The organism is Streptomyces sp. NPDC051963 (assembly GCF_044593495.1).
Taxonomy (GTDB): domain Bacteria; phylum Actinomycetota; class Actinomycetes; order Streptomycetales; family Streptomycetaceae; genus Streptomyces.
In genome coordinates this window covers 843,206-860,730 of the sequence record NZ_JBIUCC010000004.1, presented here as the reverse complement: position 1 = coordinate 860,730, position 17,525 = coordinate 843,206, and the positions used below count along the sequence as shown (strand labels likewise).

The following is a 17,525-nucleotide window of genomic DNA, read 5'->3' as shown; positions in this document are numbered from 1 at the left end:
AAAGGCCCGCCCCGCGAAAGCAGGGGCGGGCCTTTCGGCGTCACTGGCCGGCGAACTTCTCGCTCACCGAGTCGTACACGCCCTTGGCCACGTCACCCAGCCGTGGACCCGCCAGCCAGCCCGAAGTCGCCGGGCCGATCGAGGTGTTGGACACCAGCGCCTGCTCGCCGTCCGCACCCGTGGTGACCCAGCCGCCGCCGGAGGAACCGCCGGTCATGGTGCACCCGATGCGGTACATGGTCGGGTCGGCGGCGTTGATCGACAGCCGCCCGGGCTTGTCCTGGCACTGGTACATCGTCTCGCCGTCGAAGGGCGCCGCCGCCGGGTAACCGGTCGCCGTGATGCTCTGCACCTGCTGCACGGCCGGAGCCGCGAAGTCCACCGGCAGCGCCGAACCGACGGTCTCCTCCAGCGACTTGCCGTCGCCGTTCTCGGGCGTCACATGGATGACGGCGAAGTCGTACGACGCACCGTCCCCGCCCGTCGCACCGCCCTGCGCGATCCACTGGTCCGAGGTCTGCGCCCACTCGCCCCACCAGACGCCGTACGGAGCGACCTCCTCCTGGGTGGCGTTCGCCAGCTCCGCCGCTGACATGCGCGAGTCGTTGTACGACGGCACGAACGCGATGTTGCGGAACCAGCCGCCGCTCTTGCCCGCGTGCACACAGTGGCCCGCCGTCCACACCATGTTGGACTTGCCGGGGTGTGCCGGGTCCTGCACGACCGTCGCCGAGCAGACCATCGTGCCCTCGGGGGAGTCGAAGAACAGCTTCCCGGCCGTGGGGGCGTTGTCGTGGTACGTAGACGCGACGGCCTCGGCGTCCACCGGCTCCGGCGTCGGGTCGGTCACACCCTGGTCACCGGAGAGGTCGCTGTCGTCCACGCCCTGGTCCAACTCATCGGCTTCCCGCATCCGTTCCGGGTTCCACAGGTCCTCGATGATGGGGTTGACGAAATCCTCGGCCTCGCGCAGCCAGTCGTCCTTGTCCCAGTTCTTCCAGGCGCCGTCCTTCCAGTTGTCCAGGTCGATCCCGTGCTCCTTGAGCCGGTCCACCAGGTCGTCCGGAATCGTGATCTTGTCATCGCCCTCCGCCGCGGCGGAGTCCGAGGCCCGCGCGTCCGTCTCGGCGCCGCCCGAGCCGCAGGCCGTCGCGGTGAGCACCAGGGCGGAGACCAGCGCAACCGCGGCCAGTACGGGGGAGGTTCTGCGGCGCGCGCTCCCTGCTCGGCGAGCGGTGGACGAAGGCCTTGTCGATCGCATGATGCGACTCCCCCTGAGATGAACGAAATTCGGCGCTGCGGCCGTGACCCGTTCTGATGCCACGGCGTCCAGGAACGGCAACTCACACTATGCGCTCGCTGTGGGTGACTTCCGACGGAACGGCAACGGTTTCGCTACGCCGAGCCCTTCAACCGGAGCCGGCCACGGTCTGTGATCCATGTCACCGGCCGCAAGTGCAGCGTGCGGTGGGTGTCAGGGCCTTCTCCCTGGTGTAGGCAGCCGGCGAGAACGGGGACAGCGCGGATGGAACAAGTTCGGGCCGGTGAGTTCGACGAGTTCGTGGCGGCCCGCTGGTCCGGGTTGTTCCACCTGGCCCGTCTGCTCACCGGGGGCGACCGGCATCGGGCCGAGGACCTCTTGCAGGAGTCCTTGGTCAAGCTGTGGTTCGTCTGGCCGAAGATCGCCGAGGAGGCTCCGGAGGCATACGTACGCAAAGTGCTGACGCGGGCGGCGGCCCGCTCGGCCCGTCGGCGCTGGTGGGGCGAGCGCCCGGTGGAGCAGTTGCCCGACGTGGCGGTGCCGGGCGATGTGTCCGCGACCGTGGCGGAGCGCTCGCGGCTGGAGGCCGCGCTGGCCCAGCTGACGCCCCGGCAGCGGGCCGCGGTGGTGCTGCGCTATTACCAGGATCTGCCCGAGGCACAGGTCGCCCAGGCCCTGGGGTGCCCGGTGGGCACCGCACGGTCGCATGCCTCGCGCGGGGTGGCCCGGCTGCGCCGGATCCTGGCCGATGTCATCGAGCCGGTGGGGTGAGGGAGAAGTCATGGACCACTTCGAACGGCAGTTGGCGCAGCTCATGCGCGACACCCAGGAGCACACCCCCTTCGAGCCACAGCACCAGGACCGTCTCCGGGCGGGGGTCCGGGCCCGCCGTCGTGCCCGCGCGGTGCAGGCGGCCGTCGGTTCCGTTCTGGCGGTCGCCGGACTCAGCGTCGGGCTGTTCCTGCTGCCCGACCGTCCGGTCACGGTCGAGCCCAGCGCTCCTCACCCACGGCCGGCCTTCAGCCCGGAGTCCTCCTCCAGTCCCTCCTCCCCACCCGATGTGTCCCCGAGCGCGACCTCGTCCGCGACCTCGTCCACCACCGCCTCGACGAACCCCGACGGGTCCTCCGCCGACCCCACCACCCCGCCCGCCTCGACGAGCCCTCCGGCCACGGAGCCCGGGGTCTCCGACGACAGCACCGTCAACAGCACCACGGGCACGGCCAGTGCACCGCCGCCCACGGCCACGGAGACCACGCACGGGACCACGGGCACCGACGAGCCGACGGCCCCTGTGTCGTCGAGCGTCGGAGCCGCCGACTAGCCCTGTCCTCTCGCGCACTCCTTCACCCCTAACCCCCTCACCCAGTGCCGCGCGTGCCTTCCGCATGCCCCACGCCAGAACGCAGACAGGGACAAAACATGAGAAATGACGGCACGGTCGCTGTGGCGGACACGGAGGGTCTGCCTCGCCCCGCCCCGGTCCCCGCCCACCACCCGGAGCCCGTCCTGGACGTCGTCGTGCCGGTGTTCAACGAGGAAGCGGACCTGGAGCGCAGCGTCCGGCGGCTGCACGCCCACCTGCGCGAGACGTTCCCGTATCCGTTCCGCATCACCATCGCCGACAACGCCAGCACCGACGGCACTCCACGGATCGCCGCCCGGCTGGCCGGCGAGCTGCCCGAGGCGGAGTGGATCCGGCTGGCCGAGAAGGGCAGGGGGCGTGCGCTGCGGGCGGCCTGGTCACAGTCACGGGCCCCGGTGCTGGCGTACGTCGACGTCGACCTGTCGACCGGACTGGCCGCGCTGCTCCCGCTGGTGGCCCCGCTGATCTCCGGGCACTCCGACCTCGCCATCGGCACCCGGCTGGCCCATGGCTCCCGGGTGGTGCGCGGCCCCAAGAGGGAGATCATCTCCCGCTGCTACAACGTCCTGCTGCGCTCCACCCTCGCCGTGGGCTTCTCCGACGCGCAGTGCGGATTCAAGGCGGTGCGGCGCGAGGTCGCCGAGCAACTGCTGCCCCTGGTGCAGGACTCCGGGTGGTTCTTCGACACCGAGCTGCTGGTGATCGCCGAGCGGGCCGGGCTACGGATCCACGAGGTGCCGGTGGACTGGGTGGACGACCCCGACAGCCGGGTCGACCTCCTCGCCACGGCGCTCGCCGATCTGCGCGGCATCGCCCGGATCGGCCGCGCCCTGGCCCGCGGCACCCTGCCACCGGCCACACTGCACCGAGGCGATGACGAGCCGTCCCGAGGGCTGGTCACGCAACTGGCGCGCTTCGCGGCCGTAGGAGCCGTCAGCACCCTCGGATACCTGCTGCTGTACGCGGTGCTGCGTCCGGCGACGGGACCGCAGGCCGCCAACGCGCTGGCCCTGCTGGCCTGTGCCGTCGCCAACACGGCCGCGAACCGGCGGCTCACCTTCGGCCTCCGTGGCCGCAGCGGCGCCCTGCGTCACCAGGCCCGGGGTCTGGTGACCTTCCTCATCGGCCTGGCGCTCACCAGCGGATCGCTCGCCGCACTGCACCACACGGCCCCCACCGCGACCCGCCGCACCGAACTCGCCGTGCTGGTCGCCGCCAACCTGGCCGCGACGCTACTGCGGTTCCTGCTCTTCAGGGCCTGGGTGTTCGGCACCCGGTCACCGGGACGGAGCGCCTCATGAACCCCACGAACACGACGCTCACGGCCCGACCCACCGCCGTGCCCCCGTACCGTGCCGTGCCCGACCGCCGCCGGCAGCTGCGCCGCACGGTCGAGCGCTACGGTCCGCCCCTGGCGATGTTCGGCGTACTGAAGCTCATCGGCTTCTCCGTCTTCATGTACCTCCTCGACTCCGCCGGGGACTTCCGGACGAAGAACCCGCGCTTCGGCGGCGGCACCCATCCCTGGGACGTCCTGGCCACATGGGACGGCTGGTGGTACCAGCAGATCGCCGCGCACGGCTACCACCCCGAACTCCGCCCGATCCCCGGAGCCACCGGACTGATCACCATCGAGGGCAACTCGGCGGCGTTCTTCCCGCTCTACCCGGCACTGATGCGGCTCGTCTCCGAGATCACCGGCCTCGGCCTGTACGGTGCCGGCCTGCTCGTCTCCGTCGTCTCCTCCTTTGCGGCGGCCCTGGCGATCTACGCCGTGACCGCACACTTCGGCGGCCGACGTGCCGGGCTGGCCGCGGCCGGGCTGTGGGCCGTCTGGCCCGGCTCCGGCGTGGAGTGGGCGGTCTACTCCGACTCCCTCTACGTCGCCCTGGCCGCCTGGGCCTGCTATGCGGTCATGACCCGCCGCTGGCTCACCGCCGGTCTCCTCACCTGCGCGGCCGGGCTCAACCGCCCCACCGCCGGCGCACTGATCGCCGCACTCGCCGTCGCCGCGCTCCTCGCGGTCCACCGGAACCGCCGCCAGGAAGGCATCCTGCGCCCACTGGCCGCGGTGGCCGTCGCCCCGCTGGGACTGCTCGGATACCTGGCCTGGGTGGGCCACCGCATGGGCGACTACGGCGGCTACTTCAAGCTCCAGTCGGGCGCCTGGGCCCATGAGTTCGACTACGGCCGCCAGACCCTGGACGTCATCACCTCCGTCGCGGTGGGCCACAACGACTACCTCTACGCATGGCCCGTCGCGGACCTCATCGGCGTCGGCGTGGTCCTGCTGGCGGCCATGCTCGTCCCGCTGCTGATCCGGCTGCGTCCGCCGGCCGTCCTGGTCGTCTACCCGGTCCTCACCCTCGCCCTGGTCCTGGGCAGCCAGCAGATCTTCGGCAACGTCTCCCGCTATCTGCTCCCGGCGTTCCCGCTGTTCATCCCGCTCGCCGTCGCCCTGCGCCGCCTCAGCCTGCGCCTCCAGTGCACGGTGCTCGGCCTCGCCGCCGTGGCCTCCGGCTCGTACGCGGGCTACGTCCTCTTCGAACTCGGCGTCCCGTAACCCGGCCGACCCCACGCATCACAGAACGGACGGACGATGACCACGACCCTGCCCACCTCCGCACCGTCGGAGGCGAGTCCGGCACACCGGGCCCCGGGACGGAAACCCCAGATCCCCGGCGCCCGGGTACGGCGGCTGCTCCACCGACTGACCCCCGGGGATCGCCGGGTACTGCGGCTCTATCTGCTCACGCGGCTGGGACTGTGGCTCGTCGCCTACTGCACCGCGTGGCTGTTCCCCAAAGGGGGGAACGTCAAGGCACCCGCCCCCTGGCTGTCGCACTGGGCGCAGTGGGACTGGGCGCACTACCAACACATAGCGGAATACGGCTACTTCGGCTCCTTCCCCGGGAACGATCCCGCGTCCGACAACCGCGTGGCCTTCTTCCCGGGCTTCCCGTTCGCTCTCCGAGCCGTACACACCGTCATCGCCGACTGGACCGCGGCCGGGCTGCTGATCTCCCTGGTCAGCGGTGCCGTCGCCGTGGTGGCGCTGGCCCGGATCGCCGGGCTGGGCCGTACGGACGGTGCCCGGGCCGGTCAACGGGCCGTCGCCTTCCTGCTGTTGTCGCCCGCCGCGGTGTTCCTGGCCGCCGGATACACCGAGTCGCTCTTCCTCGCGTTCGCGCTGCCGGCCTGGCTCGCGGCGAAGAACCGCAACTGGCTCCTCGCCGGCCTCCTCGGGGCCGCGGCCACCACCACCCGGGTCAGCGGACTGTTCCTGGCCGCGGCGATCGCGGTCGAGTTCCTGACGGCCCGCGACGGCCACCGCGGCACACGGCGACTGCGGGCGCTGTCCTGGTGCGCGCTGCCCGCAGTGCCCGCCGCGGCCTACACGGTCTATCTGCACGCGCACACCGGAGACTGGCTGGCCTGGAAGCACGCCCAGGAACGCGGCTGGTACCGGGACTTCCACAGCCCGGCCGAAGCCCTCCGGAACACCTGGCGGAACGCCTTCGACCACCTCCAGAACACCGGCTACGCCTGGGAGTTCCAGCTCGAACTGGCCGCGATGGCGACCGGACTGCTGCTCCTGGCCCTGCTGTTGTACCGCCGCCGCTGGCCGGAGGTCGTGTTCATCGCGCTCAACCTCTGGGCCCTGGGAACGTCCTACTGGTATCTGTCGGTTCCCCGCGCCACCTTGCTCTGGTGGCCCCTGTGGACCGGCCTGGCCCACTGGAGCCTGCGGCGCCACTGGGTCAGGGACGCGTATCTCGCCGTCGTGGCACCGCTGATGGTGGTCCTCACGGTGACGTTCACCTCGGGCCGCTGGGCAGGCTGACCGAATCGCGACCACCCCGTATCGGTGGCCGAGTGGGACGTCGTCCACGGGGTATGTGTGGCTACCGTGACAGCCGACAGTGAGCGACATTCTGGCGAATCGTGCGGAATCTGTGCCCGGCCGGTGCCCCCCGATCAGATGGAGTCGAAACACCAGGCTCTGACAGAACAGCTCTGGGGAGGCCCCTCTCCGTCCGCCGGCCCTCTCGACGACACCGCCCGCAACTTGTCGAGCGCCATGGAGGCATGGCGGTGCGACCGCTGCGGGCGCTGGATCTGCAACGAGTGCATTCTGCCCTTCGTGATCAAATCCCGGGCTCGCAAGATGCGGCACCGCGACTGCGGCGGGATATTCAAGGCACCCGACGCACCGGCGTGGATCGGCATCGACGGACAGCGTGCCGTCGCACCGGGGTCGTGGAGGGCGTGGTTCGGCATCCGAACGCTCTGAGCGTCCGGCCTCGTTGTCGGCTGGGCCACTACGGTCCGCTGTGGATCAGCGGAGCCCACAGGTCGGGTTGGGTGGGGTGTCGGTCGCGGAGGGCGTGGGCGACCTGGTGCAACGCCTGGGCGGCGTCGACCGCGGTGGGGCTCGGCGGAAGGGCTCGGTAGAAGGCGTGGGCGGCGGTCGCGGCGATGTCGTCGGCCAGGGGCCAGAGGGTCGCGATGACGTGTCGGAACCCCGCCAGCTGGAAGGCCGACGCCAGGTGGATGGACTCCTCGGCGTGCTGCCACCCCCGGTGCGCGGTCGAGCACGCGGACAGGTAGGCGAGTTCGGCGTCGGCCAGTTGGAGGCGGCTGATCTCCGGGATGGTCAGGGTGCCGTCGTACAGCCGTAGTCCTCCTTCCGAAGGCGCGGAGAGGTTGGCGCCGGCATGGCACGCGAAGTGCGCCCACGTGGACTCGGGCAGGTGGGCCAGCACCTGGCCGACGGTGGCGTCCTCGTCGGACAGCAACGGCGCGTCGGGGGCGCGGCTGTGCAGGTTGTCCGCCTCGGCGATGCTGCCGGGAAGGTCGTGAAGCCCCGGGGTGCGGGCCAGGGCGACGACGAGCTGACGCCGGGTGAGGGCGGTGGGCCGGGCGTGTGCGTGGGCGAGTGCCCTCAGGGTCGACGTGTAGGAGGACACCACCGCGTCGAGGGCGCCGGGCCGGCCGGGATGCCCCGCGGCATGCAGGGGAAACAGGCCGATGAGGCCGGTGGGCAGCCACCACACCCTCGGCTGCGGACCGGTGGCGGGAAGGGCACGGACCACCGGCTCCACGATCGTGTCCCACAACCAGCCCAGGATCTTCGGCAGGACGTTGCGGCGCAGCACTCCGGCGAAACCGCCGGTTTCGTGGATGGCTTCCAGCAGTGCCTCGCCGTATGCGTGTACGTCGCTGTGGACGAGGTCCGGCAGAGGCACCGTCAGCGGGTCGCCGCCGGGGCCGAGGAGGATCGCGTCCCCGCGCTGCCGACCGGAGTTGACCATGACCACGGTGCCGTCGGCTGTGGCCGTCCGCAGGTCGGTGAGGCGTGGCGGGAGCAGGAAGCGGCGGAAGGCCGGGTTCCGGCGGATTTCGAGGAGCAACTCGTCGTGCCGGGACCAAGCCCGGGCCCGCTCCTGCGTCGGCCCGGGCGTCGGTGTGTTGAGTTCGTCGCGGACCCGGCGGAATTCGGTGGCGAGGTCGGGCAGCGCCTTGCCGAGGTCGGTGAGATCCGTGCGGGAGTCCAGCTGTGCGGCGAGCAGTACGCCCCGGCCGAGCTCGGCGACCTCCAGCGCACCGGTGGGGTCGCCCACCGCGCAGTGGGCGGCGACGGCCTCGCTGACCAGGCCGAGATGGCTGCCGAGACGGTGCTCCTGGTCGCTCCACGCGGCGTCCCTGGCGGTGACGGCCGGCAGCAACGCCACCGCGGCGTCGAGAACTTGCACGGCGGTGGCGTGCTCCCCCATCGCGTGGGCCAGCGTCCCCACGGACCGGCCGACCCAGACCCGGTCCTGCGGAGCCCCGCCCACGACCGAGGCGACATCCTGAACCAGCGTGCGCAATGCCCGGTCGTCAGGGGGCAAGGCGCCCGAGTCCAGCCCCAGCAGATGGGCGTGGCTGAGATTCGTCAGGAAGATCGGGCGTCGCGCGTGGCCCTCCGGGGCGGTGGCGACCGCATGCTCCAGGAGACCGATCGCCCGCTCCAAGTCGGTGGTTTCCTCACCGCGTTCGTACCTGTGCACGTAGGCGGAGGCGAGGTCGGACAGGATGCCCGGCCGCTTGGCGTGTTCCTCCGGCATTTCCGCGAGGGCACGTTCGTAGAGGACGATCGCCCGCTGCAGATCGACGAGTGCTCCGGCAGTCGCGAAGCGGTCGAGATGGGCGTGCCCGAGCTCCGCCAGCCGGATCGGTTGCTCGAAATGGCCGTCCGGGCTTGCGGCGAGCGCCTCCTCGAGAAGGCCGATCGCGTGGTCCAGCTGGGAGAGTGCCCCGCTGCGGCGGTGCCGCAACTGGTGGGCGACACCGAGGTTGGCGAGGATCGTGGACCGTGCGATGTGTCCCTCCGGAACATTCGGGAGGGCCTGCTGATCGAGCTCGATGGCGCGGTCCAGGTCGGCGAGTACGCCGCCCGACTCGAACCGCTCGACAAAGGCGCGTCCCAGGTTGGATGCCAGCGCCGGGGCATCGGGGTGCCCGTCCGGCAGGGACGCCCCGGCCTGTTCGAGCAGTGCGATCGCCCGGTCCAGGTCGGGCGCCGCGCCGTGGCGCTCGTAGCGCTCCCGGTGTGCCACACCGAGGTTGGACAGCCGATGGGCGAGGGCCGGGTCGCCGTCCCGGGTGACCGCCACGGCCCGCCCGATGCACGCGATGGCCCGGTCCAGATCGCCGGTCGCTCCAGCGAGCCGGTACCGGGTCAGGTGGGCGAGGCCGAGGTTGGACGTCCGCACGGCACCCCTCGCATGGCCCTCGGGGGTCAGGGCGACGGCCTGTTCCTGGCACCGGATGGACTGGTCGAGGTCGCCCGCGGCCCCGCCGGTCTCGAAGCGGTAGAGATGGGCGCCGCCCAGATTGGAGAGGATCCCCGCCCGGTCGGGGTCCGGGGCGCGAGTGATGGTCAACACCCGCTCCAGGTACGCGATCGCCCGGTCGAGGTCGGCGCCGAGCCCGCCGTGCCGGTAACGCTCCCGGTGGGCGAGGCCGAGGTTGGACAGAGCGGTGGTCAGCTGCTCGTCGTCGGGGGAGGACTCCACCGCCTGCTCGATGAAGCCGATCGCACGGTCCAGATCGGCGAGCACACCACGAGCCCCGAAGCGCTCGCGGTAGGCGAGACCGAGCTGGATCAGCCGGGTCGGACGTTCGGGGTCATGGTCGGGGGTGTTCGCCAGCGCCAGCTCGAAGCAGGTGGCCGCCTGGTCGAGGTTGTCGGCCCCGCCGCCCCGGTCGTAGCGCTCCAGCCAGTGCATGCCGAGTTCGGCGAGCTTCCGGCTCTGGTACGACGGACGCGTTTTCCTGCGTCTCCACACGGGTGCCATCGGACCGGTTCACTCCGGGTTGTGGCTCGCACGGTGGGAGCGGGCGAAGAGCCTGGCCGCACAGGTGTGGCAAATCACCCAGCCGCCTTTGTCGGGGCGGAGCGGGCGCACCGGGTCGCCGTCGACGAACCCCTGGCTGCGGAACTCGCCCATGCGGTCCTCGGGAACGGTGAAGGTGAACTCACCGGAGTACATGCTCGCCCGGCAGAGGTCGCAGGAGTCCATGAGGGCCTCGGGCGTCACATTCGCCGGCCACCGGCCGAACACCTGCTCCCACCCCGCGGCGGCGAACAGCACGCACCCGGAGGGATCCACACTGCCCGCGCCGGGAGGCCTGGTGTTCTGGACGGCGTGCGACCGCCCGGAATCGCGGTCGAAGACGAACATCTCGCTGCACTCCTCGCAGATGCTCCACGGAGACCGCTGACCGGCCGTCGACTGCAGGCAGTCCTGGAAAAACTCAAGCAGTTGACCGTCCGCCAAGCCGAATGCGTCCACCATCGGCTTCGACTGCTCGAAGGCGCGCTTCCAGTACGCCCTGGAGAGCACGACGTCCCTCGTCGACAGGAAATACCCGGCCGTACGGTCCAAAACGGCGTTGCAGGAGTCGCACACTCCAACGGGCGCGGCACCGACCGACCTACGGCCCCGCCGCATCTCCTTGAACCATCGCACCGCTCGTCCCTCCGTCGGATCGCGCCGCCGGTCGTGCCCCGCCCGGAACACGACACACCACAGGGCCCGACAGGCCCGATAGGCTCGTCAACCAATGCCAACCGTAGCCGGGTTGGGGCCGAGAAGGGGCTGAGTGGGTCGTGGTCGAGCGGCACGTTGACGAAGAACGACTGGCCATCACCGTGTTGTGCACCGCGCTGCCGACGTTGCGCATCCGGGCCGCGCGCGGGTTCTGGGAGGACATCCTCGACCGCCATGTCGCCGAGGTCTCCGCAGGCGGCTCCGCGGTCGCGGCATGCCGCGAACTGGCCCTGGACGTACACCCCGACGGCCGCCCGGGCACACGCGGTGGCGAGTCCGGCATCGACGGCGCGACCACCGACTGGCTGCCCCCTCCCGTACTCATGGGCGACTACGTCTGTCCGCTACGACGCTGTGCGCGCCGCGCCGACCGGGACGACCACGGCCGACCGCCCCGCTGCGCGCTGTCGGACGAACACATGAGGTTCGTACGCCGGGCCGCGGACCAAGGGCCCTGATGAGCGCACTGATGGTCGAGGTGACCAGGCGCCTGCCCGACCGGTGGCTCGCCTCGACCCTGGGACCGGGCGCGCTGTGGGTCACGGTCGCCGCGCTCGCGGTACGGCTCGGCCACTCCCACGCCTTCTCCGTCGCCGAAGTCAGGGCCGACGCACGGGCGTTGGGCACCCTCGTACGCGACCACCCGGCGGAGGCGCTGGCGTACGGACTGCTCGCGGTGGGCGCCGCCGTGGCGGTCAGCTCGCTGGCACGGCTGGTCGGCGGCGCCGTACGCGCGTTGTGGCTCGGACGCTGGCGCGGCCCGCTGGCGGCCCTCGGTAACGGGCTCACCCGGCGGCGGGCCGATAGGGCACGAGCAAGACTTCGTACGGCACAGGCGTGGTTGCCCGCCGACTACCTGCCGCAGACAGCCACTTGGATCGGCGACCGGCTGCTGCTGGCCGACACCAGGATCAGTGCCCAGTACGGACTGTCACTCGCGCTCGTCTGGCCCCGACTGTGGCAGCTGGTGGACGAAGACACCCGGGCACTGGTCCAGCAGGCGCGGGCCCGCATCGACCTGGCCTGCACCATCGCCGGGTGGGCCGCGTGCTACGCGGCCCTGACGGTGTTCTGGTGGCCGGCGGCGATCGTGGCGGGCGTGGTGTTCACGGCGGCCTGGCGACGCGGCCGGCTCGCAGCGGCTGTCTTCGCCGACGCCGTCGAGGCCACGGTGGACCTCCAGCACCGAACACTCGCCGAGGAACTCGGCCATCACCTCGAGCCGGGCAAGGCGCTGCCGCCGTCCGTCGCCGACGCGATCAACGACCAGCTGCACAAGGGAGGCACGCCTCAGCGGCGGGGCGAGGCGTGAACGTCGGGTTGGCTGTCAGACATCTCCTCACCTGGGGCCCTGCTGGACCGGCAACGGTTCCGTCACGGCAAGGATCTTGAAACAACCCGTAACCCGGCCGTCGGTGCGCGGTTGGTAGCGGTGGGGGGCGGCCTGCTGTCTGCGTGCGCGGCCCCCTGCGCCAAGCGCGCGAGCAAGGTCGGGTGTCGGACGTCGGGCGGTGCTGCCGGGACTCGGGCACCCCTGGACAGCGGGAGGACAGGGAGCCGTGACCGTGACCGAGTCTGCGCCCGGGGGCATCAGCGAGTCGGCGGGCGTGTCCATGGTGGGTCAGTCCACGGGGTCGGGCTCCGTGCACGAGGGGATCCTGCGGCGCCAGTCGGCGCGCGAATCGGCGGCACGCACCTACGCGCGCGCCCTGCCGATCGTGCCCGTGCGGGCACGCGGACTGACCATCGAGGGCGCGGACGGACGCCGATACCTCGACTGCCTCTCCGGCGCCGGAACCCTCGCCCTCGGCCACAACCACCCCGTGGTCCTGGAGGCCATCCGCAACGTCCTCGACTCCGGCGCACCCCTGCACGTCCTCGACCTGGCGACACCCGTCAAGGACGCCTTCATCACCGAACTGTTCGGTACCCTGCCGCCCGGCCTCGCCGACCGCGCGCGCGTGCAGTTCTGCGGACCCGCCGGCACGGACGCCGTGGAGGCCGCCTTCAAGCTCGTACGGTCCGCCACCGGACGCACCGGAATGCTCGCCTTCACCGGCGCATACCACGGGATGACCGCCGGCGCCCTCGAAGCGTCCGGACACGCCTTCGACGTACGGGTCACCCGGCTGCCCTATCCGCAGGACTACCGCTGCCCGTTCGGCGTCGGCGGCGCACACGGTGCCGAACTCGCCGCCCGCTGGACCGAGTCCGTTCTCGACGACCCGAAGTCCGGGGTACCGCGCCCCGCCGGGATGATCCTCGAACCCGTGCAGGGCGAGGGCGGGGTGATGCCCGCGCCCGACACCTGGATGCGCCGAATCCGGGAGATCACCGCCGCTCGGTCCATCCCGCTGATCGCCGACGAGGTCCAGACGGGCGTCGGGCGCACCGGCGCCTTCTGGGCGGTCGAGCACAGCGGAGTCACCCCCGACGTGATGGTCCTCTCCAAGGCCATCGGCGGCAGCCTGCCGCTGGCGCTCGTGGTCTACCGCGACGACCTCGACGTCTGGGAACCCGGCGCCCACGCAGGCACGTTCCGCGGCAATCAGCTCGCCATGGCCGCGGGGACGGCCACGCTCGCCTACGTCCGCGAGAACCGACTCGCCGAGCGCGCGGCCGAACTCGGTACCCGGATGCTCTCCCAACTCCACTCCCTTGCCGATGAGTTCCCTTGCGTGGGCGATGTGCGGGGGCGGGGGCTGATGATGGGGGTTGAGGTGGTGGACCCGGAGGCCGAGGCGGGCGCGGAGGGTGAGCCGGGGGTCGAGGGCGAGGGCGAGGGCGAGGGGTGTGTCGGGGGTACCTCGGCGGGGGGCCGCGGAGGGTTGAGGAGCGGTTCGGATTCTTCGGATTCTGCTGATGGTCGGGCAGGTGCAAGTCCCACCGCACTCGACCGATCTGACAGGGCAGTTGGCCGGGCGGATGCCCTGACAGCCGTACGTTCCCCTCGTCCCGCCTCTCCCGAACTCGCGGCCGCCGTACAGCGGGAGTGCCTGCGCCGCGGCCTGATCGTCGAACTCGGCGGTCGGCACTCGAGCGTCGTACGGCTCCTGCCACCACTGACGATCACCGACGAGCAGGCGGCCGCGGTACTCGACCGACTGGCCGACGCCGTGGCAGCGGTGGCCCGCGGCCACACCCGTCCCGACGAGCCGCACCCGACGCACCCGTCGCGCCGCCGTGCCGGCGCCCGTGCCGAGCGAGCGGGGTAGACCCGGCGACCAGGGCCAGGCCGGCCCCGAACGTCCGTGCACGCACTGCTCGTTCAGGCATCGGCCTGCCGCCCGGTCGGCCCTTTCACACATCCCGTCCCACCTCCAGATCTCGTCGCGCAACGAACCAGAACCGCCTCACGAGGAACCGCGTTGAACACCACCCCCGCACCCGACGCCCACGCCCACACCGCTCCGGCCGACTCCGCCGAGCTCGGGAGTCCCCTGACGGCGACGAGCGAGCCGACCTCCCCGTCAGCCGCCGAGCGGCCGGAAAGGGTCCCGGAGCAGGGCGGGGCTCCCGACCGGGAACGCCCACCCGAGCAGGACGTAGGCCTCGACGCCGGATGGTCAAAGGGTGCCGCCGTCGACCTCTTGGAACATGCCGACCCGCATACGGCGGCTCAGGCGGCGGCCGTGGAGAACCTGCTGCGCTGCTGGGTACGCGAGAACAACCTCCCTTCTCCCGGCGCCGATCCCGGTACCGACATCGGTAGCGGCAGCGGCAGTGCGAGCGACACCGGCACCGATGCCGACGCCGGCACCGGATCCCAGGCCGGCAGCGGCACGCTCCGTATCCCCCTGCCGGTCAGCGGCGTGACCCTGCTCGTCCCGGTCCACTACTGGTCCCCGACGGGCTGCCACCGCTTCGGCCTGCCCCGCCTCGTCGACGCCCCTGAGACCTCTCCACCGATCGACGCCGTCATGGTCGCGGCGCTCCTCACCAGGGAGACAACTCCGGGAGAAGGAAAGGCCGACGCGTCTGCCACGGCCTCGGAGGCCTGCGCCCAGCCCTATGAGAGCACCGTCCCCGACGTCGCCGATCGCACCGGTCCCTACCCCTCCGAGAGCACTGCCCTCCACCCTTCCGAGAGCACCGCCCCCGGCGTCGCCCATCGCACCGATCTCGTCGCCCGCGTCGCCGACTCCGTCCGGCTGACCAGCTCCTTCATCACGGACCGTCGGCAGCACACCTCCGACCCACCCGACCACTTCCTCGCGGCGGAACAAGCACTCCTCCTCGGCCACCCGCTGCATCCGACCCCGAAGAGCCGAGAAGGTCTCTCCGAGGGCGAAGCGCGGCGGTACTCACCCGAGTTGCGCGGCTCCTTCCCCTTGCACTGGCTCGCTGTCGCCCCCTCCTTGTTCGCCACCGACTCCGCCTGGACCGAACGCGGCCGCCCCGTCCCGGCCCTGCACCTCACAGCACGACTGGCCGAGGCGGAACTGCCTCTGCCCGACGGCTACGCCGCCCTTCCGCTGCATCCCTGGCAACTGCGCGAGGTTCACCACCGCCCCGAGACCGCGGCCCTGCTCGACGCAGGACTGCTCCGTGACCTCGGCGAGCATGGCCCGCCCTGGCATCCCACCTCTTCCGTGCGAACCGTCTACCGCCCCGACGCCCCCGCGATGCTCAAGCTGTCCTTGGGCCTGCGCATCACCAACTCTCGCCGGGAGAACCTCCGTAAGGAGCTTCACCGAGGCGTCGAGGTCCACCGTCTGCTGCGCAGCGGCCTCGCCAAGCAGTGGCAGGCGGTCCACCCGGGCTTCGACATCGTCCGCGACCCTGCCTGGCTCGCCGTGGACGCGCCGGACGGCAATGCCGTGGCCGGCCTCGACGTGATGATCCGGCACAACCCGTTTGGCCCTTCGGACGACGTCGCCTGCATCGCAGGACTCGTCTCGCCCCTGCCCTGCCGTCCATCGGGTAGGGCCGGCCGTTCCAGGGCCGGCGGGCTGCGGGGAGCACCCGTCAAGTCCCGTCTGGCAGAGCTGGTCACGCGTCTCGCCGCCCGGACCGGTCGCCCACTGGCCGCGGTTGCCACCGAGTGGTTCCTCCGCTACCTGGAGCAGGTTGTCCGCCCGATCCTGTGGCTGGACGCGGAGGCGGGGATCGCGCTGGAGGCACACCAGCAGAACACGCTGCTCCTGCTGGACGCCGACGGCTGGCCCATCGGAGGCCGCTACCGAGACAACCAGGGCTACTACTTCCGCGAATCCTGGCGCGCGGAACTCGAAGCCCGGCTACCTGGTGTCGGCCGGCAGAGCGGCACCTTTGTCTCCGACGAGGTCACCGACGAGCGCTTCGCCTACTACCTGGCGATCAACAACGTGCTCGGTCTCATCGGGGCCTTCGGCTCCCAGCGCCTCGCCGGTGAGCAACTGCTGCTCGCCGCCTTCCGCCGTTTCCTCGGCGAGGTCGCTTCCGGCCCAGCACGCTTGCGCAGCTCCCTGCCCGCCCACCTCCTCGATTCACCCGTGCTTCGTTGCAAGGCCAACCTGCTGACCCGGCTGCACGGCCTCGACGAGCTGATCGGCCCGGTCGACACCCAGTCCGTCTACGTCACCATCGCCAACCCCCTCCACTCCTGAACATCACCAACTCCCTTCAATTCCGAGGAACATGCCCCACCCCGTCTCCTGAGAGGAGCGTCGCAGTGCCTCCCACCGACGCGAGCGCCGACGCGGGTACCGCAGGTACCACCGAATGCGGTCCCGCCCCCGCTGACCAGAGCGGCACACGCCCAAGCCCTGATGCCGGCGAGAGCAGCACCGGGACGAGCGACCTCCCGGGGACGGACGCAGAGGACACGCTCGACCTGCGGCTGCCCGACGAGTTCATCGCGCTCCTCGCGAAGGAACGGGCCGACGCGGAGAAGCGGACGAACGCGTACGAGCAGGGGGACGCGGAGGAGCCGACGGACACGGGTGAGCCGGTGGACGCGGGGGAGCCGGTGGACGCGGGGGAGCGCACGGGCACGTACGAGCAGGCCGACGTGGAGGAGCACACGGACGCGCATGTGCACGCTCACTCCGGGAGGCGAGCGGACGTCTACGAGCGGGCCGCGGCAGGCACGCATGCCGACACCGACGGGAAGCGGAGCCGCGGTGGGGACGCGCCTCGTTCCCTCTCTTCCACCCAGGCCCATCATGATCTGCGCGACCATGATCTGCTCGACCACGACTTGCTCGACCGCGTCGCCGACTGGGGGCCGACCGTCACACCAGCAGGCGTGTTCCAGCTTGTTCCCGTGAGCGTCGAACGGGACCTGCCGCTCATCAGCCACTGGATGAACGACCCTGCCGTGACGGCATTCTGGGGGCTGGGAGGTTCCCAGAATGCGACCGAGGACCATGTGTGGGCCCAGCTCACCGGAGACGGACGCAGCATCCCCTGCCTCGGCCTGCTGGAGGGCACGCCGATGAGCTACTGGGAGATCTACCGAGCGGACCTCGACCCGCTGGCCCGTCACTATCCCGCTCGACCTCACGACACCGGAATCCACCTCCTCATCGGTGGTGTCGCCGATCGCGGACGGGGACTCGGCAGCACCCTGCTCAGAGCCGTCGCCGACCTCGCGCTCGACAAGCGGCTCGCTTGCGCACGCGTCATCGCGGAACCTGACCTTCGCAACACCCCCTCCGTAGCCGCTTTCCTGGCTGCAGGCTTCCGGTTCTCGGCCGAGATCGAGCTGCCTGCCAAGCGGGCCGCCCTGATGGTCCGAGACCGTTCCCTACGCGATCTGCTGTAACGCCGTGTCGGCGCGTCCTCACTTTTGGTACACCGCTCGCGCCGATCCGGT

At 71.3% G+C, this 17,525-nt stretch carries 14 protein-coding genes; 9 read left to right on the top strand and 5 right to left on the bottom strand.

All coding sequences use genetic code 11. From position 1 onward, the window contains the following. Positions 1-40: 40 nt before the first annotated feature. Positions 41-1,261: a trypsin-like serine peptidase gene (locus tag ACIHFB_RS20445; protein ID WP_400127533.1), complete on the bottom strand. Its 1,221-nt coding sequence runs from the start codon at positions 1,259-1,261 to the stop codon at positions 41-43. A gap of 264 nt (positions 1,262-1,525) precedes the next feature. On the opposite strand from ACIHFB_RS20445, the gene ACIHFB_RS20440 reads away from it, so the two are divergent. Further along, on the top strand, positions 1,526-2,032 hold the full coding sequence (locus ACIHFB_RS20440; protein WP_365285272.1) for a SigE family RNA polymerase sigma factor: 507 nt from the start codon (positions 1,526-1,528) through the stop codon (positions 2,030-2,032). On the opposite strand, the gene ACIHFB_RS20435 is transcribed toward ACIHFB_RS20440, so the two are convergent. Together ACIHFB_RS20435 and ACIHFB_RS20430 are read right to left on the bottom strand one after the other, a co-directional pair. Then, complete coding sequence (locus ACIHFB_RS20435; RefSeq protein ID WP_365285274.1) at positions 2,013-2,267, bottom strand: hypothetical protein; 255 nt, start codon at positions 2,265-2,267, stop codon at positions 2,013-2,015. The two genes, ACIHFB_RS20440 and ACIHFB_RS20435, sit on opposite strands and share 20 nt — an antisense overlap. Next, positions 2,264-2,536, bottom strand: coding sequence for a hypothetical protein (locus tag ACIHFB_RS20430; RefSeq protein ID WP_365285276.1), 273 nt, complete (start codon positions 2,534-2,536; stop codon positions 2,264-2,266). The genes ACIHFB_RS20435 and ACIHFB_RS20430 overlap by 4 nt, the downstream gene beginning before the upstream one ends. A 147-nt stretch (positions 2,537-2,683) precedes the next feature. Here ACIHFB_RS20430 and ACIHFB_RS20425 point away from each other — a divergent pair, with 147 nt between their 5' ends. From ACIHFB_RS20425 to ACIHFB_RS20415, 3 genes are read left to right on the top strand one after another with little or no spacing between them, the layout of a single operon-like run. Then, entirely contained in the window at positions 2,684-3,928 is a 1,245-nt protein-coding gene (locus ACIHFB_RS20425; protein ID WP_365285278.1) for a glycosyltransferase, read from the top strand. Beyond that, positions 3,925-5,190 carry a hypothetical protein gene (locus ACIHFB_RS20420; protein WP_400127532.1) on the top strand — a complete coding sequence of 422 codons (1,266 nt, stop codon included), beginning with the start codon at positions 3,925-3,927 and terminating at the stop codon, positions 5,188-5,190. Before ACIHFB_RS20425 ends, ACIHFB_RS20420 begins: the two co-directional genes overlap by 4 nt. Before the next feature lie 36 nt (positions 5,191-5,226). Further along, positions 5,227-6,471, top strand: a complete 1,245-nt coding sequence (locus tag ACIHFB_RS20415; RefSeq protein ID WP_400127531.1) for a mannosyltransferase family protein — start codon at positions 5,227-5,229, stop codon at positions 6,469-6,471. A gap of 478 nt (positions 6,472-6,949) precedes the next feature. Here ACIHFB_RS20415 and ACIHFB_RS20410 read toward each other — a convergent pair whose 3' ends face one another. Continuing rightward, complete coding sequence (locus ACIHFB_RS20410) at positions 6,950-9,961, bottom strand: CHAT domain-containing protein (RefSeq protein WP_400127530.1); 3,012 nt, start codon at positions 9,959-9,961, stop codon at positions 6,950-6,952. Between the two features lie 18 nt (positions 9,962-9,979). Beyond that, on the bottom strand, positions 9,980-10,645 hold the full coding sequence (locus ACIHFB_RS20405; protein ID WP_400127529.1) for a hypothetical protein: 666 nt from the start codon (positions 10,643-10,645) through the stop codon (positions 9,980-9,982). A 140-nt stretch (positions 10,646-10,785) separates the two neighbouring features. Here ACIHFB_RS20405 and ACIHFB_RS20400 point away from each other — a divergent pair, with 140 nt between their 5' ends. The 5 genes from ACIHFB_RS20400 (at position 10,786) to ACIHFB_RS20380 (ending at position 17,474) form a co-directional block, all read left to right on the top strand. After that, complete coding sequence (locus tag ACIHFB_RS20400) at positions 10,786-11,184, top strand: hypothetical protein (RefSeq protein ID WP_365285286.1); 399 nt, start codon at positions 10,786-10,788, stop codon at positions 11,182-11,184. Continuing rightward, positions 11,184-12,038: a hypothetical protein gene (locus tag ACIHFB_RS20395; RefSeq protein WP_365285288.1), complete on the top strand. Its 855-nt coding sequence runs from the start codon at positions 11,184-11,186 to the stop codon at positions 12,036-12,038. The genes ACIHFB_RS20400 and ACIHFB_RS20395 overlap by 1 nt, the downstream gene beginning before the upstream one ends. A 247-nt stretch (positions 12,039-12,285) precedes the next feature. Then, complete coding sequence (locus ACIHFB_RS20390) at positions 12,286-13,941, top strand: diaminobutyrate--2-oxoglutarate transaminase family protein (protein ID WP_400127528.1); 1,656 nt, start codon at positions 12,286-12,288, stop codon at positions 13,939-13,941. 153 nt (positions 13,942-14,094) lie between these two features. Next, complete coding sequence (locus tag ACIHFB_RS20385; protein ID WP_400127527.1) at positions 14,095-16,314, top strand: IucA/IucC family protein; 2,220 nt, start codon at positions 14,095-14,097, stop codon at positions 16,312-16,314. A gap of 344 nt (positions 16,315-16,658) precedes the next feature. Beyond that, entirely contained in the window at positions 16,659-17,474 is an 816-nt protein-coding gene (locus tag ACIHFB_RS20380; protein WP_400127564.1) for a GNAT family N-acetyltransferase, read from the top strand. Positions 17,475-17,525 lie beyond the last annotated feature (51 nt).

What these genes read in the sequence shown, in the direction of transcription:
- ACIHFB_RS20445 (WP_400127533.1), bottom strand. Translation starts at nt 1,261, where the DNA reads ATGCGATCGACAAGGCCTTCGTCCACCGCTCGCCGAGCAGGGAGCGCG.
- ACIHFB_RS20440 (WP_365285272.1), top strand. Translation starts at nt 1,526, where the DNA reads ATGGAACAAGTTCGGGCCGGTGAGTTCGACGAGTTCGTGGCGGCCCGC.
- ACIHFB_RS20425 (WP_365285278.1), top strand. Translation starts at nt 2,684, where the DNA reads ATGAGAAATGACGGCACGGTCGCTGTGGCGGACACGGAGGGTCTGCCT.
- ACIHFB_RS20420 (WP_400127532.1), top strand. Translation starts at nt 3,925, where the DNA reads ATGAACCCCACGAACACGACGCTCACGGCCCGACCCACCGCCGTGCCC.
- ACIHFB_RS20415 (WP_400127531.1), top strand. Translation starts at nt 5,227, where the DNA reads ATGACCACGACCCTGCCCACCTCCGCACCGTCGGAGGCGAGTCCGGCA.
- ACIHFB_RS20395 (WP_365285288.1), top strand. Translation starts at nt 11,184, where the DNA reads ATGAGCGCACTGATGGTCGAGGTGACCAGGCGCCTGCCCGACCGGTGG.